Origin of the sequence: Chloracidobacterium sp., assembly GCA_016716305.1 — a bacterium.
Taxonomy (GTDB): Bacteria; Acidobacteriota; Blastocatellia; order Pyrinomonadales; family Pyrinomonadaceae; genus OLB17.
This window is the reverse complement of sequence record JADJWP010000001.1, coordinates 173,478-198,404: the sequence shown is the minus strand read 5'-3', so window position 1 is coordinate 198,404 and position 24,927 is coordinate 173,478. Positions and strand designations below refer to the sequence as shown.

25 protein-coding genes are annotated in these 24,927 nt (G+C 53.7%); 9 read left to right on the top strand and 16 right to left on the bottom strand.

What is annotated here, in order from left to right; all coding sequences use genetic code 11:
- The first annotated feature begins 191 nt into the window (after positions 1-191).
- Positions 192-764 carry a hypothetical protein gene (locus IPM28_00815; protein MBK9171540.1) on the top strand — a complete coding sequence of 191 codons (573 nt, stop codon included), beginning with the start codon at positions 192-194 and terminating at the stop codon, positions 762-764.
- A gap of 18 nt (positions 765-782) precedes the next feature.
- On the opposite strand, the gene IPM28_00810 is transcribed toward IPM28_00815, so the two are convergent.
- Entirely contained in the window at positions 783-1,205 is a 423-nt protein-coding gene (locus IPM28_00810) for a hypothetical protein (GenBank protein MBK9171539.1), read from the bottom strand.
- A gap of 171 nt (positions 1,206-1,376) precedes the next feature.
- Between IPM28_00810 and infA the strand changes: the two genes are divergently transcribed.
- Positions 1,377-1,595, top strand: a complete 219-nt coding sequence (gene infA / locus IPM28_00805; protein MBK9171538.1) for a translation initiation factor IF-1 — start codon at positions 1,377-1,379, stop codon at positions 1,593-1,595.
- A 75-nt stretch (positions 1,596-1,670) separates the two neighbouring features.
- Here the strand turns inward: infA and IPM28_00800 are convergent, their stop codons facing one another.
- Both IPM28_00800 and IPM28_00795 read right to left on the bottom strand, forming a co-directional pair.
- On the bottom strand, positions 1,671-3,842 hold the full coding sequence (locus IPM28_00800) for a VCBS repeat-containing protein (GenBank protein MBK9171537.1): 2,172 nt from the start codon (positions 3,840-3,842) through the stop codon (positions 1,671-1,673).
- Positions 3,843-4,047: 205 nt separating this feature from the next.
- A complete protein-coding gene (locus IPM28_00795; GenBank protein ID MBK9171536.1) occupies positions 4,048-5,415 on the bottom strand; it encodes a hypothetical protein in 1,368 nt (455 codons plus the stop codon).
- Between the two features lie 214 nt (positions 5,416-5,629).
- Between IPM28_00795 and IPM28_00790 the strand changes: the two genes are divergently transcribed.
- From IPM28_00790 to IPM28_00775, 4 genes are all read left to right on the top strand, one after another.
- A complete protein-coding gene (locus tag IPM28_00790; GenBank protein ID MBK9171535.1) occupies positions 5,630-5,839 on the top strand; it encodes a hypothetical protein in 210 nt (69 codons plus the stop codon).
- 91 nt (positions 5,840-5,930) lie between these two features.
- Positions 5,931-6,818, top strand: coding sequence for a dienelactone hydrolase family protein (locus IPM28_00785; protein MBK9171534.1), 888 nt, complete (start codon positions 5,931-5,933; stop codon positions 6,816-6,818).
- Positions 6,819-6,857: 39 nt separating this feature from the next.
- Positions 6,858-7,247 (top strand): hypothetical protein, encoded by a 390-nt coding sequence (locus tag IPM28_00780; protein MBK9171533.1) that lies wholly within the window; start codon positions 6,858-6,860, stop codon positions 7,245-7,247.
- Positions 7,248-7,475: 228 nt separating this feature from the next.
- Positions 7,476-8,030 carry a hypothetical protein gene (locus tag IPM28_00775; protein MBK9171532.1) on the top strand — a complete coding sequence of 185 codons (555 nt, stop codon included), beginning with the start codon at positions 7,476-7,478 and terminating at the stop codon, positions 8,028-8,030.
- Between the two features lie 59 nt (positions 8,031-8,089).
- On the opposite strand, the gene IPM28_00770 is transcribed toward IPM28_00775, so the two are convergent.
- The 7 genes from IPM28_00770 to IPM28_00740 all read right to left on the bottom strand — a co-directional run bounded on the left by IPM28_00770 (position 8,090) and on the right by IPM28_00740 (position 12,454).
- Positions 8,090-8,938: a hypothetical protein gene (locus tag IPM28_00770; protein ID MBK9171531.1), complete on the bottom strand. Its 849-nt coding sequence runs from the start codon at positions 8,936-8,938 to the stop codon at positions 8,090-8,092.
- 178 nt (positions 8,939-9,116) lie between these two features.
- Complete coding sequence (locus tag IPM28_00765) at positions 9,117-9,521, bottom strand: hypothetical protein (protein MBK9171530.1); 405 nt, start codon at positions 9,519-9,521, stop codon at positions 9,117-9,119.
- Position 9,522: 1 nt separating this feature from the next.
- On the bottom strand, positions 9,523-10,059 hold the full coding sequence (locus tag IPM28_00760; protein MBK9171529.1) for a hypothetical protein: 537 nt from the start codon (positions 10,057-10,059) through the stop codon (positions 9,523-9,525).
- Positions 10,060-10,074: 15 nt separating this feature from the next.
- Positions 10,075-10,503 carry a hypothetical protein gene (locus tag IPM28_00755; protein ID MBK9171528.1) on the bottom strand — a complete coding sequence of 143 codons (429 nt, stop codon included), beginning with the start codon at positions 10,501-10,503 and terminating at the stop codon, positions 10,075-10,077.
- Between the two features lie 226 nt (positions 10,504-10,729).
- On the bottom strand, positions 10,730-11,179 hold the full coding sequence (locus IPM28_00750; protein MBK9171527.1) for a hypothetical protein: 450 nt from the start codon (positions 11,177-11,179) through the stop codon (positions 10,730-10,732).
- Positions 11,155-11,871 (bottom strand): DUF4386 domain-containing protein, encoded by a 717-nt coding sequence (locus IPM28_00745; GenBank protein MBK9171526.1) that lies wholly within the window; start codon positions 11,869-11,871, stop codon positions 11,155-11,157. The genes IPM28_00750 and IPM28_00745 overlap by 25 nt, the downstream gene beginning before the upstream one ends.
- A 121-nt stretch (positions 11,872-11,992) precedes the next feature.
- Entirely contained in the window at positions 11,993-12,454 is a 462-nt protein-coding gene (locus tag IPM28_00740; protein MBK9171525.1) for a hypothetical protein, read from the bottom strand.
- A gap of 575 nt (positions 12,455-13,029) precedes the next feature.
- Here IPM28_00740 and IPM28_00735 point away from each other — a divergent pair.
- Positions 13,030-13,881, top strand: coding sequence for a DsbA family protein (locus IPM28_00735; protein MBK9171524.1), 852 nt, complete (start codon positions 13,030-13,032; stop codon positions 13,879-13,881).
- Between the two features lie 101 nt (positions 13,882-13,982).
- Positions 13,983-17,114 (top strand): hypothetical protein, encoded by a 3,132-nt coding sequence (locus tag IPM28_00730; GenBank protein ID MBK9171523.1) that lies wholly within the window; start codon positions 13,983-13,985, stop codon positions 17,112-17,114.
- Between the two features lie 485 nt (positions 17,115-17,599).
- Here IPM28_00730 and IPM28_00725 read toward each other — a convergent pair whose 3' ends face one another.
- The 4 genes from IPM28_00725 to IPM28_00710 all read right to left on the bottom strand — a co-directional run bounded on the left by IPM28_00725 (position 17,600) and on the right by IPM28_00710 (position 22,320).
- Complete coding sequence (locus tag IPM28_00725; GenBank protein ID MBK9171522.1) at positions 17,600-18,517, bottom strand: XamI family restriction endonuclease; 918 nt, start codon at positions 18,515-18,517, stop codon at positions 17,600-17,602.
- A complete protein-coding gene (locus tag IPM28_00720) occupies positions 18,514-20,154 on the bottom strand; it encodes an N-6 DNA methylase (protein MBK9171521.1) in 1,641 nt (546 codons plus the stop codon). Before IPM28_00720 ends, IPM28_00725 begins: the two co-directional genes overlap by 4 nt.
- Positions 20,155-20,263: 109 nt before the next feature.
- Positions 20,264-21,910 carry a chaperonin GroEL gene (groL, locus tag IPM28_00715; protein MBK9171520.1) on the bottom strand — a complete coding sequence of 549 codons (1,647 nt, stop codon included), beginning with the start codon at positions 21,908-21,910 and terminating at the stop codon, positions 20,264-20,266.
- Positions 21,911-22,005: 95 nt separating this feature from the next.
- Positions 22,006-22,320: a co-chaperone GroES gene (locus IPM28_00710; GenBank protein MBK9171519.1), complete on the bottom strand. Its 315-nt coding sequence runs from the start codon at positions 22,318-22,320 to the stop codon at positions 22,006-22,008.
- A gap of 397 nt (positions 22,321-22,717) precedes the next feature.
- On the opposite strand from IPM28_00710, the gene IPM28_00705 reads away from it, so the two are divergent.
- A complete protein-coding gene (locus IPM28_00705) occupies positions 22,718-23,599 on the top strand; it encodes an MOSC domain-containing protein (GenBank protein MBK9171518.1) in 882 nt (293 codons plus the stop codon).
- Here IPM28_00705 and IPM28_00700 read toward each other — a convergent pair.
- Both IPM28_00700 and IPM28_00695 read right to left on the bottom strand, forming a co-directional pair.
- On the bottom strand, positions 23,596-23,868 hold the full coding sequence (locus tag IPM28_00700) for a hypothetical protein (GenBank protein ID MBK9171517.1): 273 nt from the start codon (positions 23,866-23,868) through the stop codon (positions 23,596-23,598). The two genes, IPM28_00705 and IPM28_00700, sit on opposite strands and share 4 nt — an antisense overlap.
- A 33-nt stretch (positions 23,869-23,901) precedes the next feature.
- Positions 23,902-24,807, bottom strand: coding sequence for a phosphoribosylaminoimidazolesuccinocarboxamide synthase (locus IPM28_00695; GenBank protein ID MBK9171516.1), 906 nt, complete (start codon positions 24,805-24,807; stop codon positions 23,902-23,904).
- Positions 24,808-24,927 lie beyond the last annotated feature (120 nt).

Here is a 24,927-nt window from a genome sequence, read left to right as displayed (position 1 = left end):
ATGACAAGGGAGTGGCCGGTTTTTTTTGAAGAGAATTTACCGGCCGCTTCCTTTCGCCGCGCCTTGCATTGCGATGAATTGCCGCGAGCGATGACCGCGGATCCGAGCCCGGGCGGGCCGCGAACGTGGTAAAATCGTTTTATAGACCAATTGAAGGGGGACTGATCACAATGAAAAGCAGAATTTTCATCATGATGATTATGCTTGCGGCGGTCGTGCCTTCGGCGGCAATTGCCCAGGCCCAGCAATCGTCGAAGGAGACCTATACTGGCACGATCATCAGTTTTGGCAGCGGCCGGAACACAAGGACGACTACCGGGACGTTCACACTTGAAATAACAGGTGCCACGTCGGATGCACAGGCCGGGCGATTTTTGAGCGTGCTTATAGAGGGCGGGCAAGACTCGCTGCTTGAAACGATAAAGAACGAGAACCTCGGAAGATTCTCGATCACAGGCAATCTTGGACGCCAGATCAACGGTGTCCGCATTAGCGAGGTGGACGGCAAGAAGCGGATCGTCGCGATCTTTGAGAGATGGCTGCAGTTTGCGGAGGTCCGCGGCGGTTACAGGTCGGTCGACTATCCGTTCAGCATTATTGAAATATTCGTCGATCCGGTGACCGGAAAAGGTGAAGGGACATTTATTGCCGCTGCGAGAGTGCGTTGGGTACGCGACAAGAAAACCGACGATTATCAGGTCGAGATCGAGAACTTTGGTACGTTTCCGGCGAAATTGATGGGTATCTCAAGGCGAAACAGGTAGGCTTCGCAACTTTGTGAATTATCCGGTTGCACCAGCGATAGGTTCGTTAGGCAACTCCATCTTTATTAGTCCGTCGAACTGAACGTGATAGCCGACGCCCTTGATCGGAACTGACATCTCTTCGTCGGTCTTGCCTTCGGAGTTCGCTATGCCGACGCTGGCGAAATAACACGTTGCTCCATGTGCTTTCGCATGCCGGACAAGGGTGTCGAATGCCGCCTGGCCCTCTTCGAACCGTCCGCGTCCGGGGAACATCGCGGTGCGAACGACGAAAAATGCCAGTTCGCCGTCCTTTTTGGCAACAATTTGAGGTTCGGTGTGAATGTCAGCAAGCACGTCCGCCGAATCGATGACCCAGGCATCTTTCTCGAGCTGTTTGTAAACGATCTCGACCCCAAATGCGTGAATTTCCGCCGGGGTCATCAGTTCACGATTGTTCATAGTAATTATCGTATACAGATAGACGATCGTGGGCAATTCCAACCGGCCAGATCGACATGCAATGAACGGGAAGTGGTTCGGTCATGGCAAAATTCGGGTGATCCGGCCAGTGTGGGGCGGTCGGGAATTTGGAAGATCAACTGGTTTCGGGTTATACTGTCAGGGAAAAGAATGAAAGAAGAATTAATCGAACTCGGCGGTGTCGTCATCGACAAACAGCCAAACGCATATTTTAAGGTACAGGTGAACGACAGCGACCATGTCGTTCTTGCCACGATCTCAGGACGGATGCGCCGCAACCGCATTAGAATTCTAATGGGCGACCGCGTAGACGTCGAGTTATCGCCGTACGACCTGACCAAAGGCCGCATCACTTACCGACACAAGTAGAAAGTCTAAGATCTGACCGGCGGGCGTTTCATCAACTGGAACGCCTGCCTTCGCGCGCCCGTTCGAACCAAAGGACTATCGAACGTAAACGGACGGGATCGGGATGTCGCCCGCGGATCCGTACTGAATGGTCTGTACGCTTAAGGACGAGCGGTTTATGAACCAGGTCGAAGACGACGGCCGGAATACGGCGGCATCGATAACGCCGTCGGCGTCATAATCGGCCGGCACCGGGATGTCGTCGAGCGTGCCGAATGGGAACGAGTAATAGCTGCCGTCCTCGCTTCTCAGCACATACCAAAAACCGTTCGAAGGCCGCCAGATCGCGATGTCAGCTCGGCCGTCGCCGGTAAAATCGCCCTGGACCGTGCGGTCAGCCGAATTACCGAATTGAGCCGCAAAAACCTGACCGTCATTGCTCTGTCTGATCCACCATTCGCCGACCGAGGGCCGATAGATGGCTATATCGGCACGGCCGTCTGCGTCAAAATCGGCAGGAACGGGTTTGTCGCCTGTCAGGCCGAACGGAATGATGTCGACCGAAACGTCGGTCGAACGCAGAATGAACCAGAATCCGGTCGAGGGCCTGAAAACAGCAAGGTCGGCTTTTCCGTCGCCATCATAATCTGCCGGTGACGGAATGTCGCCGGTGGTTCCGAACGCTATCGACGAATACGATCCGGTACCGGGGTCACGGAAATACCACGTTCCGTTAGAAGGGCGAAATACGGCGACGTCCGTGCTGCGGTCACCCGTATAGTCGGCCGGAACCAGTACATCGTCGCCAAGCCCAAAGGAATACTGGTTGTTTGCTGATGGTGCTGCGCTGTTGATCAAATACCATTGACCGGTCGGGGGCCGGAAAACTCCGACGTCCGCTCTGCTGTCGCCGAAGAAATCAAAACGGGTTCGATACGGGATCCCGTTTTGAATGAAGCCGATGTTCGACGTGGTCAGGCCAGAGAACTGAATGATCCATGATCGTGGTGCAAAGTTATAGTTTGGCCAAACCGTGAACGACTTGCTGCCCGGGCCGATGCCGCCGTATCCATCGGGGAAATACACATAGTTAAAGCCACCGCTGAAATTCCACGTGCAGCCGGCCTGTGTATTGACCGTAAATAGACCGTTCTGCGTACCGGCGGGCGAGATCGTCAGGCTCTGGGGCGAAACCGAATAGGTGCAGTTTCGTCCGGACTGATCGATGTTGAATGTGTGTCCGGCAACCGTGATCGAACTGCTCCGATCGCCCCCGTTGTTGGCCGAAAGGGTGTAAACGACCGGTCCGGGACCTCGTTTAAGTTCTGTCGAGGTCCAGACGCCAGTGCCGCTGTAGGACGCGATCCAAGGACACCCCTCAGGGGTATTCATCATGAATTCGGCGGTAACGGCATCCGGGCCGTGGCTGGCGCTGAGCGGGTTGATCGAATAAGTACAAACCAAGAATGTCTGGTTGATGGTAAAGTCCTGGCCGCGGACACGAATCACCATGGAACGGTCGGCTCCGGTGTTGTTCGGCTGGACCGTATATGAAACGGTACCCGGCCCAATGCCGCCGCTCGTGACGAAGTTGATAAAACCGTAAATGTCGTAATTAGTGGACCAGCTGCAGCCGGCTTGGGTCTCGACGTTAAAAGTGAACGTGCCGCCGGCTCCGGGAACCGACTGCTGGGTCGGCGTGAGAGCGACCGTGCAAACGGTCGAACCGGCGAGGCCGAGAGAATAATTTCCAAATGTGTTCGGGTCGAAGGCGTTCGCCAAGATGACATATACGCCTGTTTCCGGCAGATTGGCGATGATCCGAGAATTGGTCCCGCCGCCGCCATCGTCGTCCTCGACAACGAAAGTGCCGGAAAGATTGGCAAGGCCCAGATATGTGTCGAACATCCCGGACGACATGTCGATCGTCACGGTCTGTGTCGCGGTGCCGGTGAAGACGTAGAAATCGGCAAAGGTGCCGTCATCTAATTGGCAATCGGCAGCAGTCAACGAGCCCTGAATCGTTTGTCCAAACTCGATCGGCGCGGCAAAGTCACACGGATCGCCTAGCAGGGAACCGAGTTGTCCTGCTTCTGAGGGCGGTACGATCCTTATACTTCCTTTGCTTCCGAGACGCTTAACAGTCGCTGCAACGCCCTTTTCGGAATGGCGCTTTACCTGAGCCGACGATGAACGATCGAACACGCCGCCAGCGAATGCAAACACCAAAAGGACGAACAAAATGAGGACAGAAACAGAAAACTTCATAACGGCCGAATAAAAAGATTACCATAACTCGGACGTTTGCCACGAATTTTGCTCTGTAACATCCGGTAACGTTATCTTTGCGATCAGCGGAACATGAGTTTGCTACAAAGGGCCGGGCTTGAATGAGCAAAACCAACGCGACCTTATTGAGTGAAGCCCGAGAGGAAATGGCACTGCCTGATAAATGACTGCAAAAGGAAGTGGTTCACATTCCGCGCCCAACAAAGATCGCATTCAATGTGGTCGTCCATACCTTTAGCGGGGCCGGTGCAGGGTTGCCGGTCGGTACAGTCAAAATTGTTTTGAACGATCGGGTTCCGGCAACAACCGGGATACTCCATGATATTGCAAGCGTCTCAACGGTTCCGACCTGCGATGCATTGACGAATATGGTCTTTCCAACCTCGGTCAGCTGAACCGGAGCACCAGTCGTCTCTTCAAGCTTCAACCAAGCGGACCCGACGCCGGCAACAGGCTGAACGGTCAGTATGCCAACATTAGCAGTCGCCGTTATGACGAGGAACCCGTTTGCAGGAACGTTGACAGTCATGCTTTCAAGGTCGGCAAATGTTCCGCCGGCCACGTCGATGCCGGCCGCCAGGTTGCGAGGGTCTCGAAAGGTCTGAACTCCCTTGAATGCAGGAAGATTCGCGGCATCGACCGTTCCATTGGTTCCGTTGAGAACAACCGTTGCTGAGCCCGCATTGTTGCGGAGATCGATGCGAGCTCCGCGGGAGAGGTCGTCGCTCGGCCAGACCTCGAGCGAATTCCGAAGTCGAAGAATGCCGAGGTTGCCGCCGCTGCCGGTGAGGTTGAATCCGGGAACAATTCCTCCATCGTTGCGGATCTGAAGAGTTCGGCCGCTGAACCCGAAATTGTTCTGATTGGAAAAATTGTTCGCGGCGCTCAAGCGGGGAATATTTGCAGAAAGGAATCCGTCGCCGATCGTGCCGAATGAGATACTCCCGGCATTGATATTGGTGATATTCGCTCCGTCTCCGCGAAACTCGTTCGCATTCGAGGTGAATATGTTCTGGCTTGTGAACGTATTAGAAACGTCACGCCGAGCGATATTCGATCCGATCCGAGCGTCCGCGATGGTACCCGCGGTCAGATTCGCCGCGTTTTGATAGAACGACGCAGGCTGGTTGTTCAGGTTAGACGCGTTCGCTGCCACATCGGCCGAGATGGACTTGATCGAATACGGCGAACTGGCGATCTGCTGCCTGGGGTTCAATGCCGTGAATGGGCCGCCGCCTGCCGGCCTGACCCTGATCTCGAGAAAACGATTCGCACCAGGGAAGGCGCTGCCAAAGTCCAGCGAAACCGAAAACAGGCCATTTGCGACGGTCACATTGGTGTGGGTCTGTGTCGCTCCGATCTGCGAGCCTCCGGCAAGAGAGTCGAACAGCAAAAACTCAAAATCGAAATTTCCGTTCGAGGGAGTCCCTGCGTTCTGTAGATTGCCCTGAAAGCTAAAGGCCGTGTTTTGTGCGTACAACTGGACCACAGCAAGAAACAAAGTAACGAAGGAAATGAGCCAGAGGCGAGAGCAATGGGCGCATGAGGTCATAGTAGGTCTCCTCTCAAGGACAGAAGGATGTAGTAACCAAACCCTTGTTCGCTGATCGGATGTCCGGGAGGGAGTTAAGTCGAACTGTTGAAATTTGGCTAAAGATAATACGAACGGCTGGTCAAGTCAACGAAAAAGACCGGAGCGAATTGATGTGGCCGCTGGTGATATCAGAAGCGATGTCGACGACAGTTTGGCGCTATCATTGAACAATATGACGGAAGAATTCGAATTCCTGAAAAACGACCCCGATCTCCAAGCGGAACGCGGCCCCAAAGGGACGCTGATCTTTCTGGACGGCGATCAGTACTGCGTCGTCGGCCCCGATTTCGTCAGCATTGAAGAAAGCGACTGCTATGCATTCGGCTCGACCAGACAAGAAGCGATCGCAAATTATGCGTTCAAGATCAAGGACGAAAAGTAGCGATCTTTTGATAGTGCTCATATACGGCCTGCCATGTGCTTATTTGCATAACCTTCGGCATACGGTATTCTTTTAGAAACAAGGAGGATGTATGGAACGAAAAACCGCTGACGAATATCCGCAGGAGCTGTTGGACCTTTTTCACGAGTATCAGCACGGCGATATTGATCGCAGGTCGTTTCTTGCCGGAATAACGAAGTTCGCGGTCGGCGGGCTGACGGTTGCTGCGATCTTTGAGAGCCTGACACCCAACTATGCCTGGGCTCAGACGGTTCCGAAGGACGATAAGACCTTGACGCTCGGCTACGAGACCGTTGCGTCGCCCGCCGGAAACGGTTCGATAAAAGGCTATTTTGCGAAGCCTGCGAAAGGCAAAAGGTTTCCTGCGGTGCTTGTGATCCACGAAAATCGCGGCCTTAATCCATATATCGAGGATGTTGCCCGACGTTTTGCCAAAGCTGGATTTATGGCATTCGCTCCGGACGGCCTGACGTCGGTCGGTGGATATCCCGGCGATGAGCAGAAGGGCGTTGCACTTTTTCGCACCGTCGATGGCAAAAAGATGACCGAGGATTTTGTCGCCTCTGCCCTATGGCTGAAAAAACGGCCGGATAGCACAAAGAAATTGGGTGCGGTCGGTTTTTGTTTTGGCGGCGGAATGGTCAACCAACTCGCGGTTCGCCTTGGCAAAGACCTCAATGCCGGCGTCGCGTTTTATGGAAATCAGGCCGGCGTCGCAGATGTGCCGAAGATCCAGGCTCCCCTGATGTTCCAGTATGCCGGAAACGATCAGCGTATCAATGCCGGTATCGAAGCATACGAAGCCGCCCTTAAAGCAAACAAGAAGAAGTTCGAGTCTTTTATGTACGAAGGCAAGCAGCACGGCTTTCACAACGACACGACACCGCGTTATGACGCCGAATCAGCCAAGCTCGCATGGGAGCGGACGCTCGAATTCTTCAAAAAGAATTTGAAGTGATCGGGAAATGACCCGATAGGTTTGGATCAAGGAGTTACTATGAAAACAGTTATCATTTCGATCTTATTTTCGTTTGGCCTGATGATGGCTTTTGCGGACGGCGTTGCGGCCCAGACATCAGTGGCTGGCGAATGGGACGCATCATTCAATACGCCGGGCGGGCCAAGGTCGTTCAAACTGATCCTGAGCGTTGACGGCGAAAAGCTGACCGGAACGGCAAAGCGATCTGCCGGAGACGTGCCCGTAACAGGCACGATCAAGGGCGACGACATTGCCTTCAGTTATACAATTGCCTACAACGGCAACAGCGTGACACTCAGTTATGTCGGTAAGGTCAGCGGCGATTCGATGGGTGGAACGGTATCGTTCAACGAGAACGCCAGCGACGAATGGAGTGCCAAGCGCGTTCCAAAACCCAAGAGCGAATAGCGTTTCTTTCGGATATTGAGTTTGAAACGGGCCTCGGCGGTTGCCGGGGCTTTTTCGTCGTGATCCGGCCGCCGATGCCCCGAGATCTTGAATGATCTCGGAACAAACATTGGAACTTTGCCAAATCCTCGGAAAATTATTCGCCGCCGATGATAGTTTCCTGCTTTCCCAAACGCAGTAATTGATGGCTACAAGAAAGTGGCTAGACATCGATTTTTGAGGAGAGATATGAAGAACTTATTTGCAGCAGCTATTTTAGTGACCGTGTTGGCGGGTTTGTCGTTCGCACAGACCTCATCGAGAGCCGCGGCCGGCCGCAATGACAGATCGGCAAGGATCCGGATCGCCGTGGTCGAATTTACGCCCGGGCCGAACGCCGCCGCGATGACGGCCGAGGCCAAAAGGCAGCTTCAGGCAAGCATCGCTTTCTCGCTTACACAAAGCAAGGCGTTCGATGTGGTCGACGTAAGGAACACGCGAGCCGCGTCGCAAAGCGATCTGGCCGCGATCAATGGAACTTCGACGGCGGCCGCCGTGAGGGTCGGCAAGCAGATGGGCGTCAGCTATGTGTTGACGGGAATGGTGGCCGAATACAACACCGCCGGCTCGGCGACGCTGAAAGCCCGGCTCGTCGAGGTCGCAACCGGTAAGGTCAAATACGCCGGCGAGACCTTGCAGCAGGCAACGAGCGCGATGAGATCGACGGGAGCTGCCGAGATGCAGACCAAGGTGATGAAACCCGCGATCGAAAGGCTGACGGAAGCTCTGATTTCAGTGTTTTAGTCATTAGCTAAATCGAACATCAAGGCCTCGATATCTTCCGGGGCCTTTGATCCGATCGCTCAGGCGAGATCGCGTGCCCCCACCGCCGTTTCATTCGACCGGCGGAGCAGTACGGCTCCGAGCAAACATGGCATCAGCCACGGCATCGCCGGGATGCCCGCGATCAGTCCCGGCACCTCATAAAGTGCCGGACTCGATGCGCGGGAATCTCCGGGATAGACGACGCCGCGGAGGATCACGGCAAGCGCGCCGAACATCGACACCCAAAGAAAAACCGCCGACGCGCGACTCGAAAGCAGGTGAGCCTTTTTCATCGAAAGGGCAGCAACTGCGGTAGCGACGTACATCATTATCGTTGCGAAAAAGATAAACACGTCGAGTATTGAGATCAGATCCGCGATGTGCGGTGTTACGGCATCATTATTGACCCGGATCAGCCACATTCCCGCTTGGAAGCAGTTCCACGTCAAATACACCGCACCTGCCAGCATCGAAACGCCGAGAAAGAGAGTCGCGAAATAGCGTTCGCCACGCTTCGATACGATGCGAAAAAGAAACAGGAAACCGCAGCTGACCGCGACCGAGCCGACCACCAGCACTTCGTACCTCATTAGGTTCTCAGCTGGAGTGGTGTGGTATGGCGTCGACATGCCGACCCACAAAAGCGCGAACAACATGAACGGCAGAAAGAAGAGCACGCCCGCGGTCACCATTTCGCGGCCGTCGTCCGAACGCCATCCGATTCGGGCGAACTGAAACATGACAGCGGCGATCACAGCAAATGCTGCCACGCCTACGGGAAGGTGATACCCGCCGGTTCTGATCGGGGTCGCGATGACAAGTCCCGCAATAATAAAAGGAGCCGCGGCCAATATCGCAAAGGCAGTTCTTCCGGGTGCTCTCTTCATAGCCGAGGTCGTCCGCGACGTCGCGATCGTCACTTCCTGGTTTGGGAATAGCAGAATGCTCGCAAGATCGTCTGCGTCTCAGACGTCGACTTGCTACGTCGCCGCGTGATCAAATTGAACTAAAAAGGTGAGGTGAATTTCGGAATTATACAAGAAATCGCGAAGAATAACAGCGGAGTCAGAACGGCTTTACTCGGACTCTTTTGCTCCAAAGCAGCCATGCCATGTAGACACCGAGCGTTATGTCGATCGACATGCAAAACATCGGCCACCAGGTCGGAAGGCCCGGATTTTCGATTATCAGGTGGTGAAAAATATCGAATATGCCGTGTCCGACCGTGCCGGCCGCGACGATCCAAAGATCGACTCTGAACCCAACCGCAGCTACGGCGACAAATAGCAGGCCGACCAGCGTTTCGAGCACAATCGCGGTGTTCGAGCCGCCCAGAACTGCATAGAGTCCGTAATACGACGCAATGACGACCAGTATTGCCGGGTAGAGGGCACGGTCACGGTCGAGGCCAACAACGGTCGAGAAGATCCCGACGGCGATCCCGAGAATTATTCCAACGGCGTATTCCAATTTATCCGCCCTCCATGTCTTGGTTATTTGCTTTCGACGTCTGCCGCTGTGGTTTCAGAACAAGCCGAACGAACTGAAACACTGCTCCAAAGATCAGTGCCAGGATCGCCCCGAAAAATGGCCAGAACGCCGATGCGAACGCTGCGTTCCAAACCTGAAGCAGACAGATGGCGATAAGCGCGGAAACCAACGCATAACTAACGATAGGCCCACTACCCGCTGCCTGGAGGGTTCCGGGAGCGAAACCGCGCAGCCTTCGTACGATCATTACGGCATAGGGCACCAGACAAACCGCCGCAAATCCGCTTAAGATCGGCCAGCCGTTGATCGAATACGGGCCCGTCGCAAGGTAGAAGATGCCAGCCAAACTGAATGTGAAAGGCAGGACCGAGTTCAGCAGCTGCAGTCGGAGCCAAAACCGCTCGACCTCACCCCAATCATGGACGGATTCATTGCGATAAGCGGCAACGATCCCGGCGAACCCCGCAATTGCGAGGGATATCTGGGCTGTGGCAATAAAGTATCTGTCCGGGTCCATGATATTGAAGCTGATCTACGCTCGCCCAAGGAACTGTGTCGAAACGAAGCCCCATAAAATGATCGCCAATCCTCCGATCTCGCCGACCGTCAGCATATACACGTACCAGGTGGTCCGAAAGTCGCGGTGCCGAAACAGATTGTCGGTCTTGTTCATCATTCCGGTGATGAAATACCCGACGATCGTAACGCTCAGGAAAACGAGGACAAGACCCATGGCTACAAGCTGGACCGTTTCTGAGTACGGGCTGTATTCCAGCAGCTTTGCGATCACAAGCATCGCAAAGCTATACAGAAACGCTGCACGATGGGCAATGTCGATATATGCCGGCGCCATGTGATCTGCGCTCTTCAGCATCTGCTGATGTTTGACTATTCCTACGAACATACCGGCCAAAAGAAAAAGCCCTGACGATAAGAGACTGATCTTGACAGCGAGGTTCATATGTTCTTAGTAAAATTTTCCCAATTACGTTAATAGCTGTCAGCAATTTACACAAGCCGCCGTCGTGGATTTCGATCGTCCGTTTTTCTTCGGAGTGAACGATCATTTATAGGAACAAAAAAAAAGTCCCGGCGGGTGCCGACGCCTCGTTCTTTCTCAACCTTAGCGTCAACATCCGCGTTTGATTCGAACGCCTCCGCAGAGGGGCGAAGAGTGCTGTCAAATATTATGTCGAAACTATAGAACTGCGCCAGAACACAAAGTTCCTTACAAAATATGGCCAGGGAACGATCAACGCGATGAATGGCGCGGCGGCGAATACACCAGCCATCTGCTCGGCGGCGTTGCCGGGCAATGAGCCCGATTTCCAGAGTGGATAGGCAACGACCAATAGCCACAGTGATTTGTAAAAGATCATGAAGACAATGATCGGAAGCCATTTAAGCGGACGTATCAAACCAAAGACCGACAACGTCGGATAAGCAGCCCAAACGCACCATGCGACAGCCTTTGTATGATCCCACGGGCCCTCATGGGCGGCGAGCGTTTGCCATGCTTCTGTCCCGGCGCCCAGCGGCATAAGTAGATACAACAGTCTAAGGAGATAGATATTGATGGGGCGAACTCCTTCGTATTTTTCGTTGTTGGGTTTCAGGATATAACGTATGAATCGCATTGGACCTCCTCATTCTGGTTTTCGCCCATTGCGGGACGATCGAAACCTTTGACCAATAGCCATGTTGCGGTCAACAGATGGACAGGGGCTAGCGGCATCGCGAAAATTCCTTGGATCGTGTAGCCGAGATAGTGTGAGAGCGTTACGCCCGAGAATTGGAAAACGATGGCAGCGAGGCCTAAGACCGCGATCGGCCTTGGGACAAGCCTGAACCGGAACATCGCTGTGTAAAACACAAAAAGCCAACCCGCAAACCCGACCAGTTGGGCGTAATGTGCCGCAACTCGTGCGGAATAAGCAGTGGCCGCCATTGCAATTAGCGAGGCGTCGCCGGGAGGGAAATCCGGAGCCTGTTTCGCAACTGCCAGCAACGACATGACCGTTCCATTGTGAACTGCGTCAAGGGCTGCACTGACAGTACACGACGCGACAAGTGCAACCGCAAGAGTCTCGCTGCGTCGCCGGAGCACGGGGAATATTGTTGCGGCGATAGCAATACAGAGTGCCCCACCAACGAACGCGACAAGGACCGCCGCACGAACGCGAGCTGATTCCGCGAGGGCCGGAACGAGAAATTCCGGCGAGCCTATATTGATAGGAAGTATAAAGACAAAGGGCAGGATCAGCCCGGTCGCCATTTGCAGTAGAAGCAGTGCGCCAACCGCACGGCCGCGGCCTGGTGATGTCGCCATTTCGATCCCTCCTTCTTTTAGGTGTCCACCGCGGATAACGACGCTTTTCAGACCGAAGTTTCAAAAAAAAAGCCCCGGCGGGTGCCGAGGCCTTTTATCGACATTCATGCGGAGAGCGGTGCTATGGCATCGGGTTGAATGTAACGCCTCTGACCAAATAGCTGCGGACGACGGTGCGAAATCCGTTAGCCGCATCGTTTGCGGTTGTTCGCGCCTCGGCCGAACCGTAATGTTTTAGCCCGATCGCGTCAAATTTTGCTGCTCTTTCGGGATTGGCGTCGATCGCGTCGGCATAATTCTTGTATGTGATGACAAGCCCAAGATCCCAATCGCCCGGGCCGTCCGTCGACGGCTTGGTAAAGAAGCCATAGCTAAGGATCAAACCCTGCTTCTTTTGTTCCTCGAGTATCGGCATCTGGTTCTTCCGGATATGGTTGGTGTTATCGTTGCCCTTTCCGGGCAGGACGTCAAAGTAAACTATGCGCGATACGTTGCCGGGCGTTGTCGCCGGCGGTGTGGTCTGCGCCTGCGCACCGATCGCAAAAATGCACGCAAAGATCACGCTTAGTAAAATCCTTTTCATAATTGTTCTCCTCTTAGATCCTGAAGGCGAGCAAATGCAATTAAGGCTTCGTTCGGATCGCTGCCACGCTCATATCAAGCAGCCACCAAGCCAAATTCTGGTCTTATCTGACTAAACGAGACCCCGTGCGAATTAGGGTCACCTGCTTGAAAAAGTACTTATCTGTCTGAAGTGAATGTTCGGCGATCGGCCTGATCTCCGCGTCGAGATCGAATGCGAATGCGGGCCGCAAAACAGCGGGAGGTTCACAACCTTGATCTAGATGAGTTTTCCTACGATACGCTCATTCAGGCATTTGTCAATCGCCCGAGTGGGCGCAAAGAAAGCCCCGGCGAGTGCCGATGGTTTTTCGTTTTTGCTGCGGGGCGTTTGCTTTATGTGAGCATAAATGCTAACGTGCCAGAAATTTCTAGCTAGATCTTACGTCGCGTCTTTTGACATCGAGTAGGCTGTCCTATTCCCTCGGACAGCTCTATTTGAAATTGACCGCGAATCTTTGCCCCCGCCGCAGATGCATTACCGTCAACTCTGACGGATTCAGATTTACTTTAGTATCAAACAAGGATGGAATAACGATGGTAACCGAGAGAAATTTTTCAACCAGTGTTTTCGCCTTTTTACTGCTGCTCTTAAGTCTTATGGGCTTGAACGGCATTACTATCGGTCAATCGCCTCGACTGACCGAAGCCTCTGTCCGAGACGTAACGCCCGCGATAGCGAGCGGACCACAAGGGTCAGAAAAAGAAAGGATCGAAGGTATCATTCGCGAATATCTGCTCAAAAATCCCTCGATCATTAGAGAAGCAATGCAAGCCCTGCAGGCACAAGAAGCAAGGGAGCGGGCTGAGCGGTCGGCAAATCTAATGAAGGAACTCCGAAAAGAGATACTTTTCGACGCCGATTCGCCTATCGGCGGAAACGCGACCGGGGACGTGTCGATCGTAGTCTTTTTTGATTACAACTGCGGATACTGCAAAACGACACTTCCTCAACTTCAGGCTCTTACCCAAAGAGATCCGTTGGTTCGAATAGTTTTTAAGGAATTTCCTATCCTGGGTCCGCAGTCTTGGCTGGCTGCAAGGGCTGCCCTCGCCGCCTCGCGGCAGGGAAAATACGTCGAATTTCACAATGCTCTGATGACGTCTGTAAGGACAGACGAGGACACGATCAAGAGTATCTCCAACACCCTTGGGATCGACTATTCCAAACTACAAAAGGACATGTCCGATCCACAAATCAACGAACAGATCACCCGCAACCAGCGGCTTGCGGGATCTCTCGATATCAACGGGACGCCGGCTTACATAATCGGAGATCAGATATTTCCGGGGGCGATCGACGCGGAATCCCTCACCAGATTCGTAACGATCGAACGCAAAAATTCGAAAGATCCTATCGCTGCGAAAAGTGCCGTTGGCAATCGGTAACGGCCAATCTCGGGGTTGAACGGAATTCATCGATATCCCGACGTCAAGGTCAAGGAACGGGAACTGCCACCTAGTGCAAGCTAACTTAGAGGAGAAAAACAATGAAGAAACGGTCAAAGTCTGAACGAACTCATCACGGCGCATTTCGAACCATGGTCGCATTTCTCATGAGCCTGTCGTTATTACTTGGCCCTCTCGTGACATTAAGCCCGAAGGTCAGGGCTGAGAGTATTCCAGCTGTGCAGGTCGCAGAAGTAGATGCCGCGTTCTTTCACCGCGGTGAGAATGTTTCCTACTTTTTTAAGGGGAATCAATATTATCGTCTCACCGGAACAAATGTGGATGCTGGTTACCCGAAGGTTCTGCCTGGCGAATGGAGAGGCCTTCCGGCGTCTTTTCACTCAGGTATTGACGCGGCGGTACAGGATCCAGCGTCGAATGATATTTTCTTCTTCAAAGGCAACGCGTACTCGGCTATAAATCCGGCTACTAAGACCGCGATCGCCGGATACGACAATGTTACGCTTCCCGGCGGTTGGCAGGGTTTGCCGGCGTATTTTCACAGCGGGATCGACGCGGCCCTCGATGATAACGGTTCCGTCATCTTGTACAAGGGTAACCGTCAGGCTGTCATGACGAACTATAGGTTCGTCAGCGAATCTGCTGTCCCGGCAGGTCTTTTGGCATCGGGCCCGCTAAGTGCGGCATTCAAATACTCTAACGGCAGAAATTACTTCTTCTCGGGCAGTAAGGTTTCGCGGGCGATCGGGTTTGATGTGGAGCCCAGATGGCCAAACGAGATCAGAAACGTCTGGATCGGAGTCGGTGGGGCCCAACAGATGGCAACCATCCCGCTCACGGCCCCCGTGGACCCGAACAGTACTAGAGTCACCGAGGTTTCCTTCGGTCCGCAGTCTGGGGAAAGAGGGCTATTCCGCCAAGTCGGCGACAGAACCTGGGAATTTCGACAGGGCGGAAGACCAAACGACAAGCTCGAGACCACTTGCACCGAATTGAGCAGGGGGGCGGATGTGCTCTTACTGTCATGTGCCAGTAACGCGTACCAATACGAGATAAATCTCACCAACCGAAATGTGACCAAAATCGTCGGGTCTCAGCGGACTTTCGCGGATCAAGTTAAAAATACCGACACTTTTCAAGTTATTGCTGACAATGATCTCAGGGACCCATTCAGGCCGGGTGATATCAAGAAGATCATGGCGTGGATATCAAAGGAAACCTCGAACAGTAGGCTTGACTACTGCTACAAGAATACGATCGGACGCGGGGTTGGAACTCCGCTTACCAATTGCCCGGCCGGAACTGAAAAAGACCCAGCCGGGGCATTGTGTTATCCGAATTGCCGGGCAGGCTTTACCGGCGTTGGTCCGATTTGCTGGGGTACTTGCCCACAGGGATTCAATGATATCGGAGGATTTTGTCAGAAGACCGGTGAATACACGCGGGACTCGTTCGGATGGGAGTCTGGATATCCGCCCCTCCCCCAACCCGGAGCTTTTGAGGCGATGAAACGCACATGCGAAGCGAAGTACGGGACCGGCAACTGTGAAATAGTCGGCGCGGCCGCATATCCGAAGTGCAAGCCGGGATTCAAAGAGGGCAGCGCGGTATGGGTTTGCGCTCCGGCATGCCCGGCGGGATGGGATGACACCGGGACAGACTGCACAAAACCCAGTTACGGTCGTACAGCGGGTACCTCAATGATATGTGCACCTGGCCTTCAAGAGCAGGCAGGGCTTTGCTATCAAAATTGCTCACCTGGATATACCGCAGTCGGCCCGGTCTGCTGGCAGCAGTGCACCGGCGCTCAGAATTGGGAATGCGGAGGAATAGGCTGCTCTTCAAACGAGGGTGCGTGCGCAACCGCCATTTCAGATATGGTTCTGGCCCCCTTCAACCTGGTTGTCGGCCTATTTTCGATGGGCATTGCCAATAAGGTCAAGGCAGCGGCCGATGCGGCAAAGCAAGCAGCGAATGTTGCAAAAGGCGCAACGGGCGGAGCTGCCACGATAAAGACGGGCCAAATGGCAGCGACAATGTTCCAGGATACGCCGAAATGGGCGAAGCTCTTTGAAGCTCTGAAAGACGTCAGTAATTACACCCAGTTGGCGGATCTGGGAATGAGTGCCGCAAATATCGGACAAGGGCTGCGCGACGAGATCGAGCATTGGACCGCGGAGTACGAGGACAATTTTGCAGCGAACACATCCCCAGCGATCGAAAGCAGAATTCGCAGCCAGTACGACTACAACACGCAAAGGTACATTAAGCGGTACTATGCACTGCATCATCTGGGATCGATCCTTGAGGCGGACGGCTGGAGGATCGGCAAACTTGTGATGACCGCGGGAGGCGTTGCGGCAGGTTTGGCCGGCGATCCCGGCTTTATGGCAACCATTAATGCGTATTCTCAGCCGATGTGTCCGCCCGTTGGCGGAACTCCGTTCCCGAGGGTAACCCTGTTGAACTCGGGCACGGCCGCACCGCCTTCCGGAACACGATGGGATCTGATCGCCGGAAACCTGTCACAAGTCTCCGTAGGCAGCGACGGCGCGGCGTGGGGAGTTGATAATAAGGACAACATATATCAATGGACAGGAAGGCTGCAGGGATATAGCGCTGCATCTACATGGGTGGGATTCCCGGGCAAACTTCGGCAGATTTCGGTAGGAAGTGATTATTTCGTTGTCGGAGCTAATGCCGCAGGTGAGGTCTACGCTTTTGCCGGTAACGGTTGGAGAAGCATTGCTGCCAGAGCTCCGATGAAGCAAGTATCGATCGGAAGCGACGGTAAGCTTTGGGGCGTGGATACATCCGACAATATCTATCGATGGGACGCAATGTTTTATGGGGCCAGAATCTTGCGTATTGGGGAATTTGTTGGGGAAGAAGTCGGCGGCATAGTTCAAGTCCCCGGAAAGCTCAAACAAATATCTGTTGGCAATGCCGAAAATGTTTGGGGCGTCAATGCCGGCGGTGAGATCTATCGGTGGAACGGAACGACGTGGATCAAGGTCCCTGGGGTCCTAAAACAAGTTTCCGTCGGAAGTGACGGCAGCGTTTGGGGCGTGAATCCGGGTGACGAGATCTTTAGATGGACGGGCAGTTCCTGGGAAAAGATACCGGGAGGATTGAACAATATCTCGGTAGCGGATTCGGGCCTGGTTTGGGGAGTGAACCGGGACGGTCAGATCGTTTCCAGGTCGTTCTAGGCATCCGTCATTGAGTAAGGGGGCGCACGGACGCCCTTTCGAACACAGGCGCCTATTGCAAAAAAACTGGCCGTTTCAGAGATACAAGAACTCTCTCTGTATGTCTATGGGGCTTGGTGCAACGCGGTGCATTTTGCTATCCGGCCTGTGGAAATGGAGGTACTGCGGGGATCCAGGAAGCTATGACGAATCAGACACAGGACTTCGTTTGAGTACGATCCCTTGACCGCTCCTCAATTAAAAAAGCCTCGGCAACCCGCCGAGGCTTTTTGGTTTTGTCGCATCGTTTCGAGGTGACGTTGAGCCCTTACTTGCGTGCGGGCTTCTGACATTACATTCTCATTCCCATGCCGACGGCGAGGCCCGAGTTGTGGGCTTTGCCGCAACACCGGCGGATCTACGACGCCAGAACCCTCGCCGCACTGCATTGCGGCGCCTAGAGAATCGAAAATCGTAGGCCTGACTGAATTCGTCAGGTTAATCGATCATGAGCGTGTCTTTTCAACAAAATCTGTAAGATTTCCGAGCCGGTGAGCCCAGATAATCGTGAGTCCATCGTTCTGGGCTGCCTCAATGTTTGCTCGTTTGAAGACTCCAGCGATCACCGCGGTCGGCACAATATTTCTGTCGCCAAATTCCTTCGCCCATGTCTTCGCCTTTACGGCCGCATCATTGTTCAAACGCTTAACGGAGTTCAGAAATGAATTTGACACCTTACACTCAATCGGCATAATGCGATTATCCCACAGGGTTAGAACAATGTCCGCTTTGCGGCTTCCAAGCGTGGTCTCTCCACAGAACTCGCCCGGCTTTGGGCCGTCTGCGTGGGTCCTTATTCCGTGCGGAGTGGTTATTTGTTTCATTCCATGCGCTGCAAGCGCATCCTTGACGGCCTTCTCTTGAAGTCGTTTTGCCTCATTCCGTCGCCAAGTGGCGATGTGTTGTGAGGCCATAAGAGCGGCAGACGCCATTATTGCTGCCTGTTTCTCTAACTCTGTCGGAGCGCGATTTTCGCCCACCCAAGGGAATCGTCTTTTATCGAGCGTCGCCCTGATTGTCTCGACTATGCGTTGCATCACGGCAGGATCTTTGAGTTGGCTCTTAGATTTGATTTCAACGAGCACCTTGAAGTCGTCTGCAGAGATCGGCGGCCCAGCCAGATACCGCAAAGCCTCTAATAGGGAAGCGTCACTTACTACGTCGCGAGCTGATTCCGAAAGAGTCGATAGATCTACGGTTTGTTCAAGTAAGTTTTCGATATTTCCGATAACCTTATCGAACTCATTCGGATAGGCTTCCGCCGATTCCTCAAATCGCTCTCTGCGGAAAACGTCAATGGCTGCTGATATGTCCTTGTCAAGTTGGTCTGGTGCCCAAAGTTGAGGTGTGACAAAATCTTTCAATCCAGTAATTCCTCCAATGCAACGTTTTGCCGAAGAAGGTCCAAACTGGGCACGGGCAAGCGTTCCATCTCGCGCGGTTCAAACTTTGTTAGTCCCCCCGCATAGGTCCGTCCCTGCGTTCTTGATACACCGTGAGAAAGAAACTGCGCCAAGCGATCTAAGATACTTTCGCCAAAATCCTGAATCGGATAAAGGCCGTGTGCGATGTTGATGTGGCGAGCGTTAATTAGATTCCGTACAAATGCAGGGGGTCGTCGTGCCATATACGTGGCCAAGATTGGCGCAGGATCCTTTAGACCAACGCTCCACCAGGCGCGTCGGTGAGTTGCAACGTATCCCTCGTCAGCGCCCTTAAGTTTTGCGAATCGCAGATAGTCTTTGATTCGCTTACGATCATCCTCTTCGAATAACTTCAGATCCGGAGGAATATCTATGACGCGCCGCAGTGCTGCCGGATTGGTCAGAGCCTTACCAGCCCGGAAAAGTTCTCGCGCTCGTGTAACGGCTGGAAAAAGGACTGAACTCGGAAGCTTCTCGGACGCCTCATTTTCAATCCAGATCGCGTTTGCTCCGGTTACCTGCCCGCGATGAACACGGCAGATTTCACCTAGTTCGACGAAGTCGGAACGATGTGTTCGTACGGAACGGGTTAGCGGAGTCCAGCGGGACGCATCCTCAAATCGCTCCCTGCTCACTTTGCGATCAGGCGTGAGCGATCCGAGTTTTTTAAGATTGTCGATTCGCCGAACTCCGATAGAACTCGGGCGTTTTCCTGAGCGAAAGCCGGTGATTACCGCTGTCGCTGCAGTTCTTTCAAAAGGATTCGCCTCAGGTTCGATTACGAGGATGTCGGTTCCTCCTAATTGTTCCAAGAACAGCCCTCGAACTAAGGAGCCATAATTGACGTCAAGCCACTCCGATGCCGTTATGAGGATGCCAACGTCACCCCGTCGCATTAACTTTGCAGTCGCCAGAAAGAAATAAACGTGGAGGCCGGCCAAAGCGCTTGCGGCGTGGCCAAGCTCATGCGCTGTGGTGGTCAGCCATGTCTTCCATTTCGGTTCAATCAAGTGGTGCCGAACCCATGGCGGATTCCCGATGTATAGGGTTTGACCCTTTATGTCGTTTAGAACCGCGTTTCTGTAATCGTTCAGATGAACAATAGATCTTTTGGATAAACCAAGTACCGCAATGTTTGCCCGAGCAAGAAGCGCGGCCAGGGGATCACACTCAAAGCCGACAAGCGAAGCGTTACGAAAAGCTTTCCCGGCGGCTGTAAGAAAACGACCCGAACCAACACCTGCGTCGATTATTCGCTCTGGCTTCGATTGAACGACAGACCAACGAATCATCGCATCGACAATCGGTATTGGAGTATAGACCGCACCGTTTGAGCGCCGTTCTTCGGGTGAGTTTAAGAGAGAGAAAAAGATGCCGAGTGGATCTGCCCCGTTTTCAATCACTGAGCGAAAGCGTTGCCGTGTACTCTTCGAAATCTTTGGCAGTGGACCGACAGTAAGCTGTTTTTCCGCTTCTGAAACGACAGGAACCTTCATGGCCCCTAGCTCCACCGCGAGAGAGATCAGGTGCTTGTTTGACGTGACCTCTGACAACAATTCGTCAAGAATATCGAGCATTAATTAGGAACAAATTTAGCACGTTTCGAATAGAAAGAGAAAAGCCTCGTCGGGGACGAGGCCTTTGTTGTTACCACGCTTCACGAGTCGTAGGAATTGAAAACCGGGCCTACATTCCCATGCCCATGCCGCCCATGCCGCCGCCCATGCCGCCCATACCATGGTCGCCGCCCTTTTCTTCAGGGGCGTCGGCGATCATGGCTTCGGTGGTGAGCATCAGGCCCGCGATCGAAGCTGCGTTCTGCAGAGCGTAACGGGTGACCTTTGCGGGGTCGATGACACCGGCTGCGACGAGGTCTTCGAACTTCTCGGTCGCAGCGTTAAAGCCGTAGGCTTCGCTGTCTTCCGAGCGGATCTTCTCGACGACGACCGCGCCTTCTTTGCCAGCGTTGGCAACGATCTGACGGAGCGGTTCTTCAACAGCACGCTTGATGATGTTGACACCGATCTGCTCGTCCGTGTCCTCGCCGGCGTCAAAGTTGTTGAGCACCTTCGATGCACGAACGAGGGTAACGCCGCCGCCGGCAACGATGCCTTCTTCGACCGCAGCACGGGTTGCGTGCATTGCGTCTTCAACACGAGCCTTCTTTTCCTTCATCTCGGTCTCGGTCGCCGCACCGACCTTGATGACGGCAACGCCGCCGACCAATTTAGCAAGACGCTCCTGGAGCTTCTCGCGGTCATAGTCGCTGCTGGTCTCTTCGATCTGCGTGCGAATGGTCTTGACGCGGCCGTCGATGGCCTCGCCCGAACCGCCGCCTTCGACGATGGTGGTGTTTTCCTTGTCGATCGTGATCTTCTTGGCTTTGCCGAGGTCTTCGATCGTCACGCCTTCAAGCTTGATGCCGAGGTCTTCGCTGATGACCTTGCCGCCCGTCAGGATGGCGATGTCTTCGAGCATTGCCTTGCGGCGGTCGCCAAAGCCCGGTGCCTTGACCGCTGCGACGTTCAATGTGCCGCGGAGCTTGTTGACAACGAGCGTCGCAAGAGCTTCGCCTTCGACGTCTTCGGCGATGATGAGCAGCGGACGGCCCATTTTAGCAACCTGTTCGAGGATCGGCAGAAGGTCGCGCATGTTCGAGATCTTCTTCTCGTTGATGAGGATGAAGGGCTCGTCAAGCGAGGCTTCCATCCGGTCAGGATCGGTAACGAAGTAAGGCGAAAGGTAGCCGCGGTCAAACTGCATACCTTCGACGACCTCGAGGCTCGTGTCCATCGTCTTCGATTCTTCGACCGTGATGACACCGTCTTTGCCGACCTTGTCCATCGCCTCGGCGATGATCGTTCCGATCGTCTTGTCGCCATTTGCCGAAACCGTTCCGACCTGGGCGATCATCTCGCCCGAAACCGGCTTCGAGAGACGGCCGATCTCAGCGACGACCTCGGTCACAGCCTTATCGATGCCGCGCTTGAGAGCCATCGGATTTGCACCGGCGGCAACCGTGCGGACGCCTTCTTTGAAGATCGCCTGGGCAAGGACGGTTGCGGTCGTCGTACCGTCACCGGCGACGTCCGAGGTCTTGCTGGCCACTTCGCGGACCATCTGAGCACCCATGTTCTCGAGCGAATCTTTCAATTCGATCTCTTTTGCGACCGTTACGCCGTCCTTGGTGATGGTCGGCGAGCCAAACTTCTTGTCGATGACGACGTTGCGGCCTTTCGGGCCAAGCGTCACCTTTACAGCGTCAGCGAGCTGATTTACACCGCGTAGAATCGCGGAACGTGATTCTTCTCCATGAATAACTTGTTTTGCCATGATATAGATTTTCTCCTCGTAAGAGTTACGCCTTCAGGCGCGAAATAATTGTGAATTCGATATGCGTAAGGTCATGCGAGAACGCCTGACGCTTACTACGCAGCAGCTCCAGCACGGTTGATGATGCCGAGGATCTCGTCTTCGCGCATGATGATGAACTCTTCACCGTCGAGCTTGATCTCAGAACCGCTGTATTTACCGAAAAGCACACGGTCGCCGGCTTTGACGTCGAGCGTCTGACGGCTGCCGTCTTCTTTATACTTGCCTTCGCCGGCAGCGATGACCTCGCCTTCCTGCGGCTTTTCTTTTGCAGTGTCAGGAATGAAGAGCCCGCCAGCCGTCTGGTTGACGTTGTCTTCGATCCGCCTGATGATCACGCGGTCGTGTAAAGGTTTGATGTTTGTAGCCATTTGTTTCGTACTCCTTCCAAAATTGAGATTAACGGATTAAGATAACAGCTTGAGCCGGACGCAATAGTAACGGAATTAGCACTCGGCTGTTGTGACTGCTAATTTACTAAACGCGGTTAAACTTGTCAAGGGTTTATTTGAAGATTCAGAAAATATGAGTGTGATGCTGTCAAGTCTGGTGTATGTTTATCTTTGATTTGAAATGAGAGCGTATGCGTCGTGGATTCTCAACCGGCGTGAGACTTGGAGAATCGATGAACGTTTAGACGCATTATGCATGGATAAAGCACATCCGGCTTAAAGGCCTCAAGATGAATTTCTTTGGTCTTTCGGCCCACGACGGACACAAATTCAATGAGAGTTTTGGCAAGAGAATTACGCATTCTGGAATGTGATCATGTTAATTTCCGAGATAAACATTTACCCGATCAAATCGCTTAAGGGGATCTTGCTGCAAAGCTCGGTTGTCGAGAAACGTGGGTTGCAGTTCGATCGGCGATGGATGCTGACCGATCCGGACGGCACGTTTTTCACTCAACGTGAGGTCCCGAAAATGGCTGTTTTGACGGTCGAGGTCGAAAGCGGAGGGTTGCGGGTTTCGAGTCCGGAAGAGGGTTCGGTCGCGATCCCGTTCGAGCCCGACCGCGGGAAGTATCAGAATGTGACGGTCTGGCAAAGTGATGTGGCCGGTGAAGTATACGTCGGGGAGGTGAGCGAATGGTTCAGCGACGTTCTGGGTCGAAAATGCCAGCTTGTGCGGATGCCGGACAAATCCTATCGGCACGTTAGCAAACCGTTTGACACCGGCGATGACATCGTCAGCTTTGCGGACGGCTATCCGCTGCTGCTTCTCGGGGAGGCGTCGGTCGGAGAACTGAACGAACGGCTGCATGACCGATATCATGATGAGGAATACGGCGAAAAGCTGCCGCTGCCGATGAACCGTTTTCGTCCGAATGTGGTCGTAAACGGCAGCGAACCATTCGAAGAAGACCGTTGGGCAAGGATCAAGATCGGCGAAGCAATTTTTCGCGTCGTAAAACCGTGTGCACGTTGCGTGATGACGACGGTCGACCAATCCCGCGGGCAATTTGACGGCAAAGAGCCGTTAAAAACGCTCGCCGGATTTAGGATGGCGAAGGACGCGTTTCCCGATACATTCGAGGCATTTGGGCACACCGAGACGAGTGTGCTCTTTGGCGAGAATCTGATACCGGAGAATCCTGGAGTCGTTTTGAGAACAGGCGACCCGATCGAGGTGCTTGAAACTCGGCGTTAGGGTTTGCCTTTCGCAGTTCGTTTGGACTTCGAGCCCGGCTTTCTTCCGTTCGATCGTCTGGACGCGATCTTCTTCGGCGCCGACGCGGCTTTATAGTCAGCAACACGTTTCGACAACGTGTTTCGGTGTATGCCCAAAAGATCGGCGGTGTTCGAGAGGTGTTCCCGGTTTCGCTCAAGCGCTTTTTGAATGTATATCTTTTCGAATTCGTCGATCGCCTCGCCGAGCAGAATGCGGCCGTCGAGCATTTCGTCGATCAGGTTTTCCATCAAGTCTCGCATTCTCAGATCCGTAGAAAACGATCAATCGTTCCGTAGTTCCTCGCCGGTGAGCAATTGGAAAGCTTTCAAGTAGCGCTTTGACGTCGCATCGGCAACTTCCGGCGGCAACGCCGGCGCAGGCGGCGTCTTGCCCCAGTCCAACGTTTCCAGATATTCACGAACGAACTGTTTGTCGAACGACGGCTGCGGATGTCCGGGCTCATAGCTCGCGGCGTCCCAAAATCGGGACGAGTCGGGCGTTAAAACCTCGTCGATGAGCAGTATGTTGCCGTCCTTGTCCATGCCGAACTCGAACTTGGTATCGGCGATGATGATCCCCCTGCCGAGCGCATATTCGCTGGCCTCAGTATAGATCTGCTTTGAGATCGTCTTGAGTTCGACCGCGGTGTCGTGCCCAACGATCTTAACGAACTCGAGCTGGCTGATATTATCGTCGTGGCCCGAGGCTGCCTTGGTTGCCGGCGTAAAGATCGGTTTGTGAAGCTGATCGCAATGCTTGAGACCGGGCGGAAGTTCACGGCCGCAAACCATTCCGGTCGCTTTGTAGTCTTTCCAACCCGAACCTTCGAGATAACCGCGGACGACGCATTCGACCGGAAAGACCTCGGTCCGCCGGACGAGCATCGACCTGCCGCGAAGTTCGGGGTGCTCTTTGACGACGTTCGGCATTTGGTCGAAGTCGGCCGTGATCAGATGATTGGGAACGATATGCCGGAGGCGTTCGAACCAGAACGCAGACAAAGCTGTAAGCACGGCGCCTTTGTGCCTGATCGGGGTCGGCAATATGCAGTCGAAGGCAGAGATCCGATCGGTCGCTACAAGCAAAAGAGTCTCTTTGTCGATCTCGTAAACGTCACGAACCTTTCCTCTATGGACCAATGGTAAACCGGTAAATGTTGAATCAGAAAGTGTCGATGCTGCTGACATAAACTATAGCGGCGAAGCGAAAGCAATTACTTTATTACGAATGTCCGAATTGGTAAAGGCGGGGTGAATCCGAAACCAAGTACGAACACGAAAAAAGTCGACGGAGATCCGCAAGGGCAA

What these genes read in the sequence shown, in the direction of transcription:
- IPM28_00815 (MBK9171540.1), top strand. Translation starts at nt 192, where the DNA reads ATGATGATTATGCTTGCGGCGGTCGTGCCTTCGGCGGCAATTGCCCAG.
- IPM28_00780 (MBK9171533.1), top strand. Translation starts at nt 6,858, where the DNA reads ATGAAAACAGTTATCATTTCGATCTTATTTTCGTTTGGCCTGATGATG.
- IPM28_00800 (MBK9171537.1), bottom strand. Translation starts at nt 3,842, where the DNA reads ATGAAGTTTTCTGTTTCTGTCCTCATTTTGTTCGTCCTTTTGGTGTTT.
- IPM28_00795 (MBK9171536.1), bottom strand. Translation starts at nt 5,415, where the DNA reads ATGACCTCATGCGCCCATTGCTCTCGCCTCTGGCTCATTTCCTTCGTT.
- IPM28_00730 (MBK9171523.1), top strand. Translation starts at nt 13,983, where the DNA reads ATGAAGAAACGGTCAAAGTCTGAACGAACTCATCACGGCGCATTTCGA.
- IPM28_00705 (MBK9171518.1), top strand. Translation starts at nt 22,718, where the DNA reads ATGTTAATTTCCGAGATAAACATTTACCCGATCAAATCGCTTAAGGGG.
- IPM28_00775 (MBK9171532.1), top strand. Translation starts at nt 7,476, where the DNA reads ATGAAGAACTTATTTGCAGCAGCTATTTTAGTGACCGTGTTGGCGGGT.
- IPM28_00700 (MBK9171517.1), bottom strand. Translation starts at nt 23,868, where the DNA reads ATGGAAAACCTGATCGACGAAATGCTCGACGGCCGCATTCTGCTCGGC.
- IPM28_00695 (MBK9171516.1), bottom strand. Translation starts at nt 24,807, where the DNA reads ATGTCAGCAGCATCGACACTTTCTGATTCAACATTTACCGGTTTACCA.
- IPM28_00785 (MBK9171534.1), top strand. Translation starts at nt 5,931, where the DNA reads ATGGAACGAAAAACCGCTGACGAATATCCGCAGGAGCTGTTGGACCTT.
- IPM28_00770 (MBK9171531.1), bottom strand. Translation starts at nt 8,938, where the DNA reads ATGAAGAGAGCACCCGGAAGAACTGCCTTTGCGATATTGGCCGCGGCT.
- IPM28_00760 (MBK9171529.1), bottom strand. Translation starts at nt 10,059, where the DNA reads ATGGACCCGGACAGATACTTTATTGCCACAGCCCAGATATCCCTCGCA.
- groL (MBK9171520.1), bottom strand. Translation starts at nt 21,910, where the DNA reads ATGGCAAAACAAGTTATTCATGGAGAAGAATCACGTTCCGCGATTCTA.
- IPM28_00790 (MBK9171535.1), top strand. Translation starts at nt 5,630, where the DNA reads ATGACGGAAGAATTCGAATTCCTGAAAAACGACCCCGATCTCCAAGCG.
- IPM28_00750 (MBK9171527.1), bottom strand. Translation starts at nt 11,179, where the DNA reads ATGCGATTCATACGTTATATCCTGAAACCCAACAACGAAAAATACGAA.
- IPM28_00810 (MBK9171539.1), bottom strand. Translation starts at nt 1,205, where the DNA reads ATGAACAATCGTGAACTGATGACCCCGGCGGAAATTCACGCATTTGGG.
- IPM28_00740 (MBK9171525.1), bottom strand. Translation starts at nt 12,454, where the DNA reads ATGAAAAGGATTTTACTAAGCGTGATCTTTGCGTGCATTTTTGCGATC.
- IPM28_00745 (MBK9171526.1), bottom strand. Translation starts at nt 11,871, where the DNA reads ATGGCGACATCACCAGGCCGCGGCCGTGCGGTTGGCGCACTGCTTCTA.
- IPM28_00755 (MBK9171528.1), bottom strand. Translation starts at nt 10,503, where the DNA reads ATGAACCTCGCTGTCAAGATCAGTCTCTTATCGTCAGGGCTTTTTCTT.
- IPM28_00720 (MBK9171521.1), bottom strand. Translation starts at nt 20,154, where the DNA reads ATGCTCGATATTCTTGACGAATTGTTGTCAGAGGTCACGTCAAACAAG.
- IPM28_00710 (MBK9171519.1), bottom strand. Translation starts at nt 22,320, where the DNA reads ATGGCTACAAACATCAAACCTTTACACGACCGCGTGATCATCAGGCGG.
- infA (MBK9171538.1), top strand. Translation starts at nt 1,377, where the DNA reads ATGAAAGAAGAATTAATCGAACTCGGCGGTGTCGTCATCGACAAACAG.
- IPM28_00735 (MBK9171524.1), top strand. Translation starts at nt 13,030, where the DNA reads ATGGTAACCGAGAGAAATTTTTCAACCAGTGTTTTCGCCTTTTTACTG.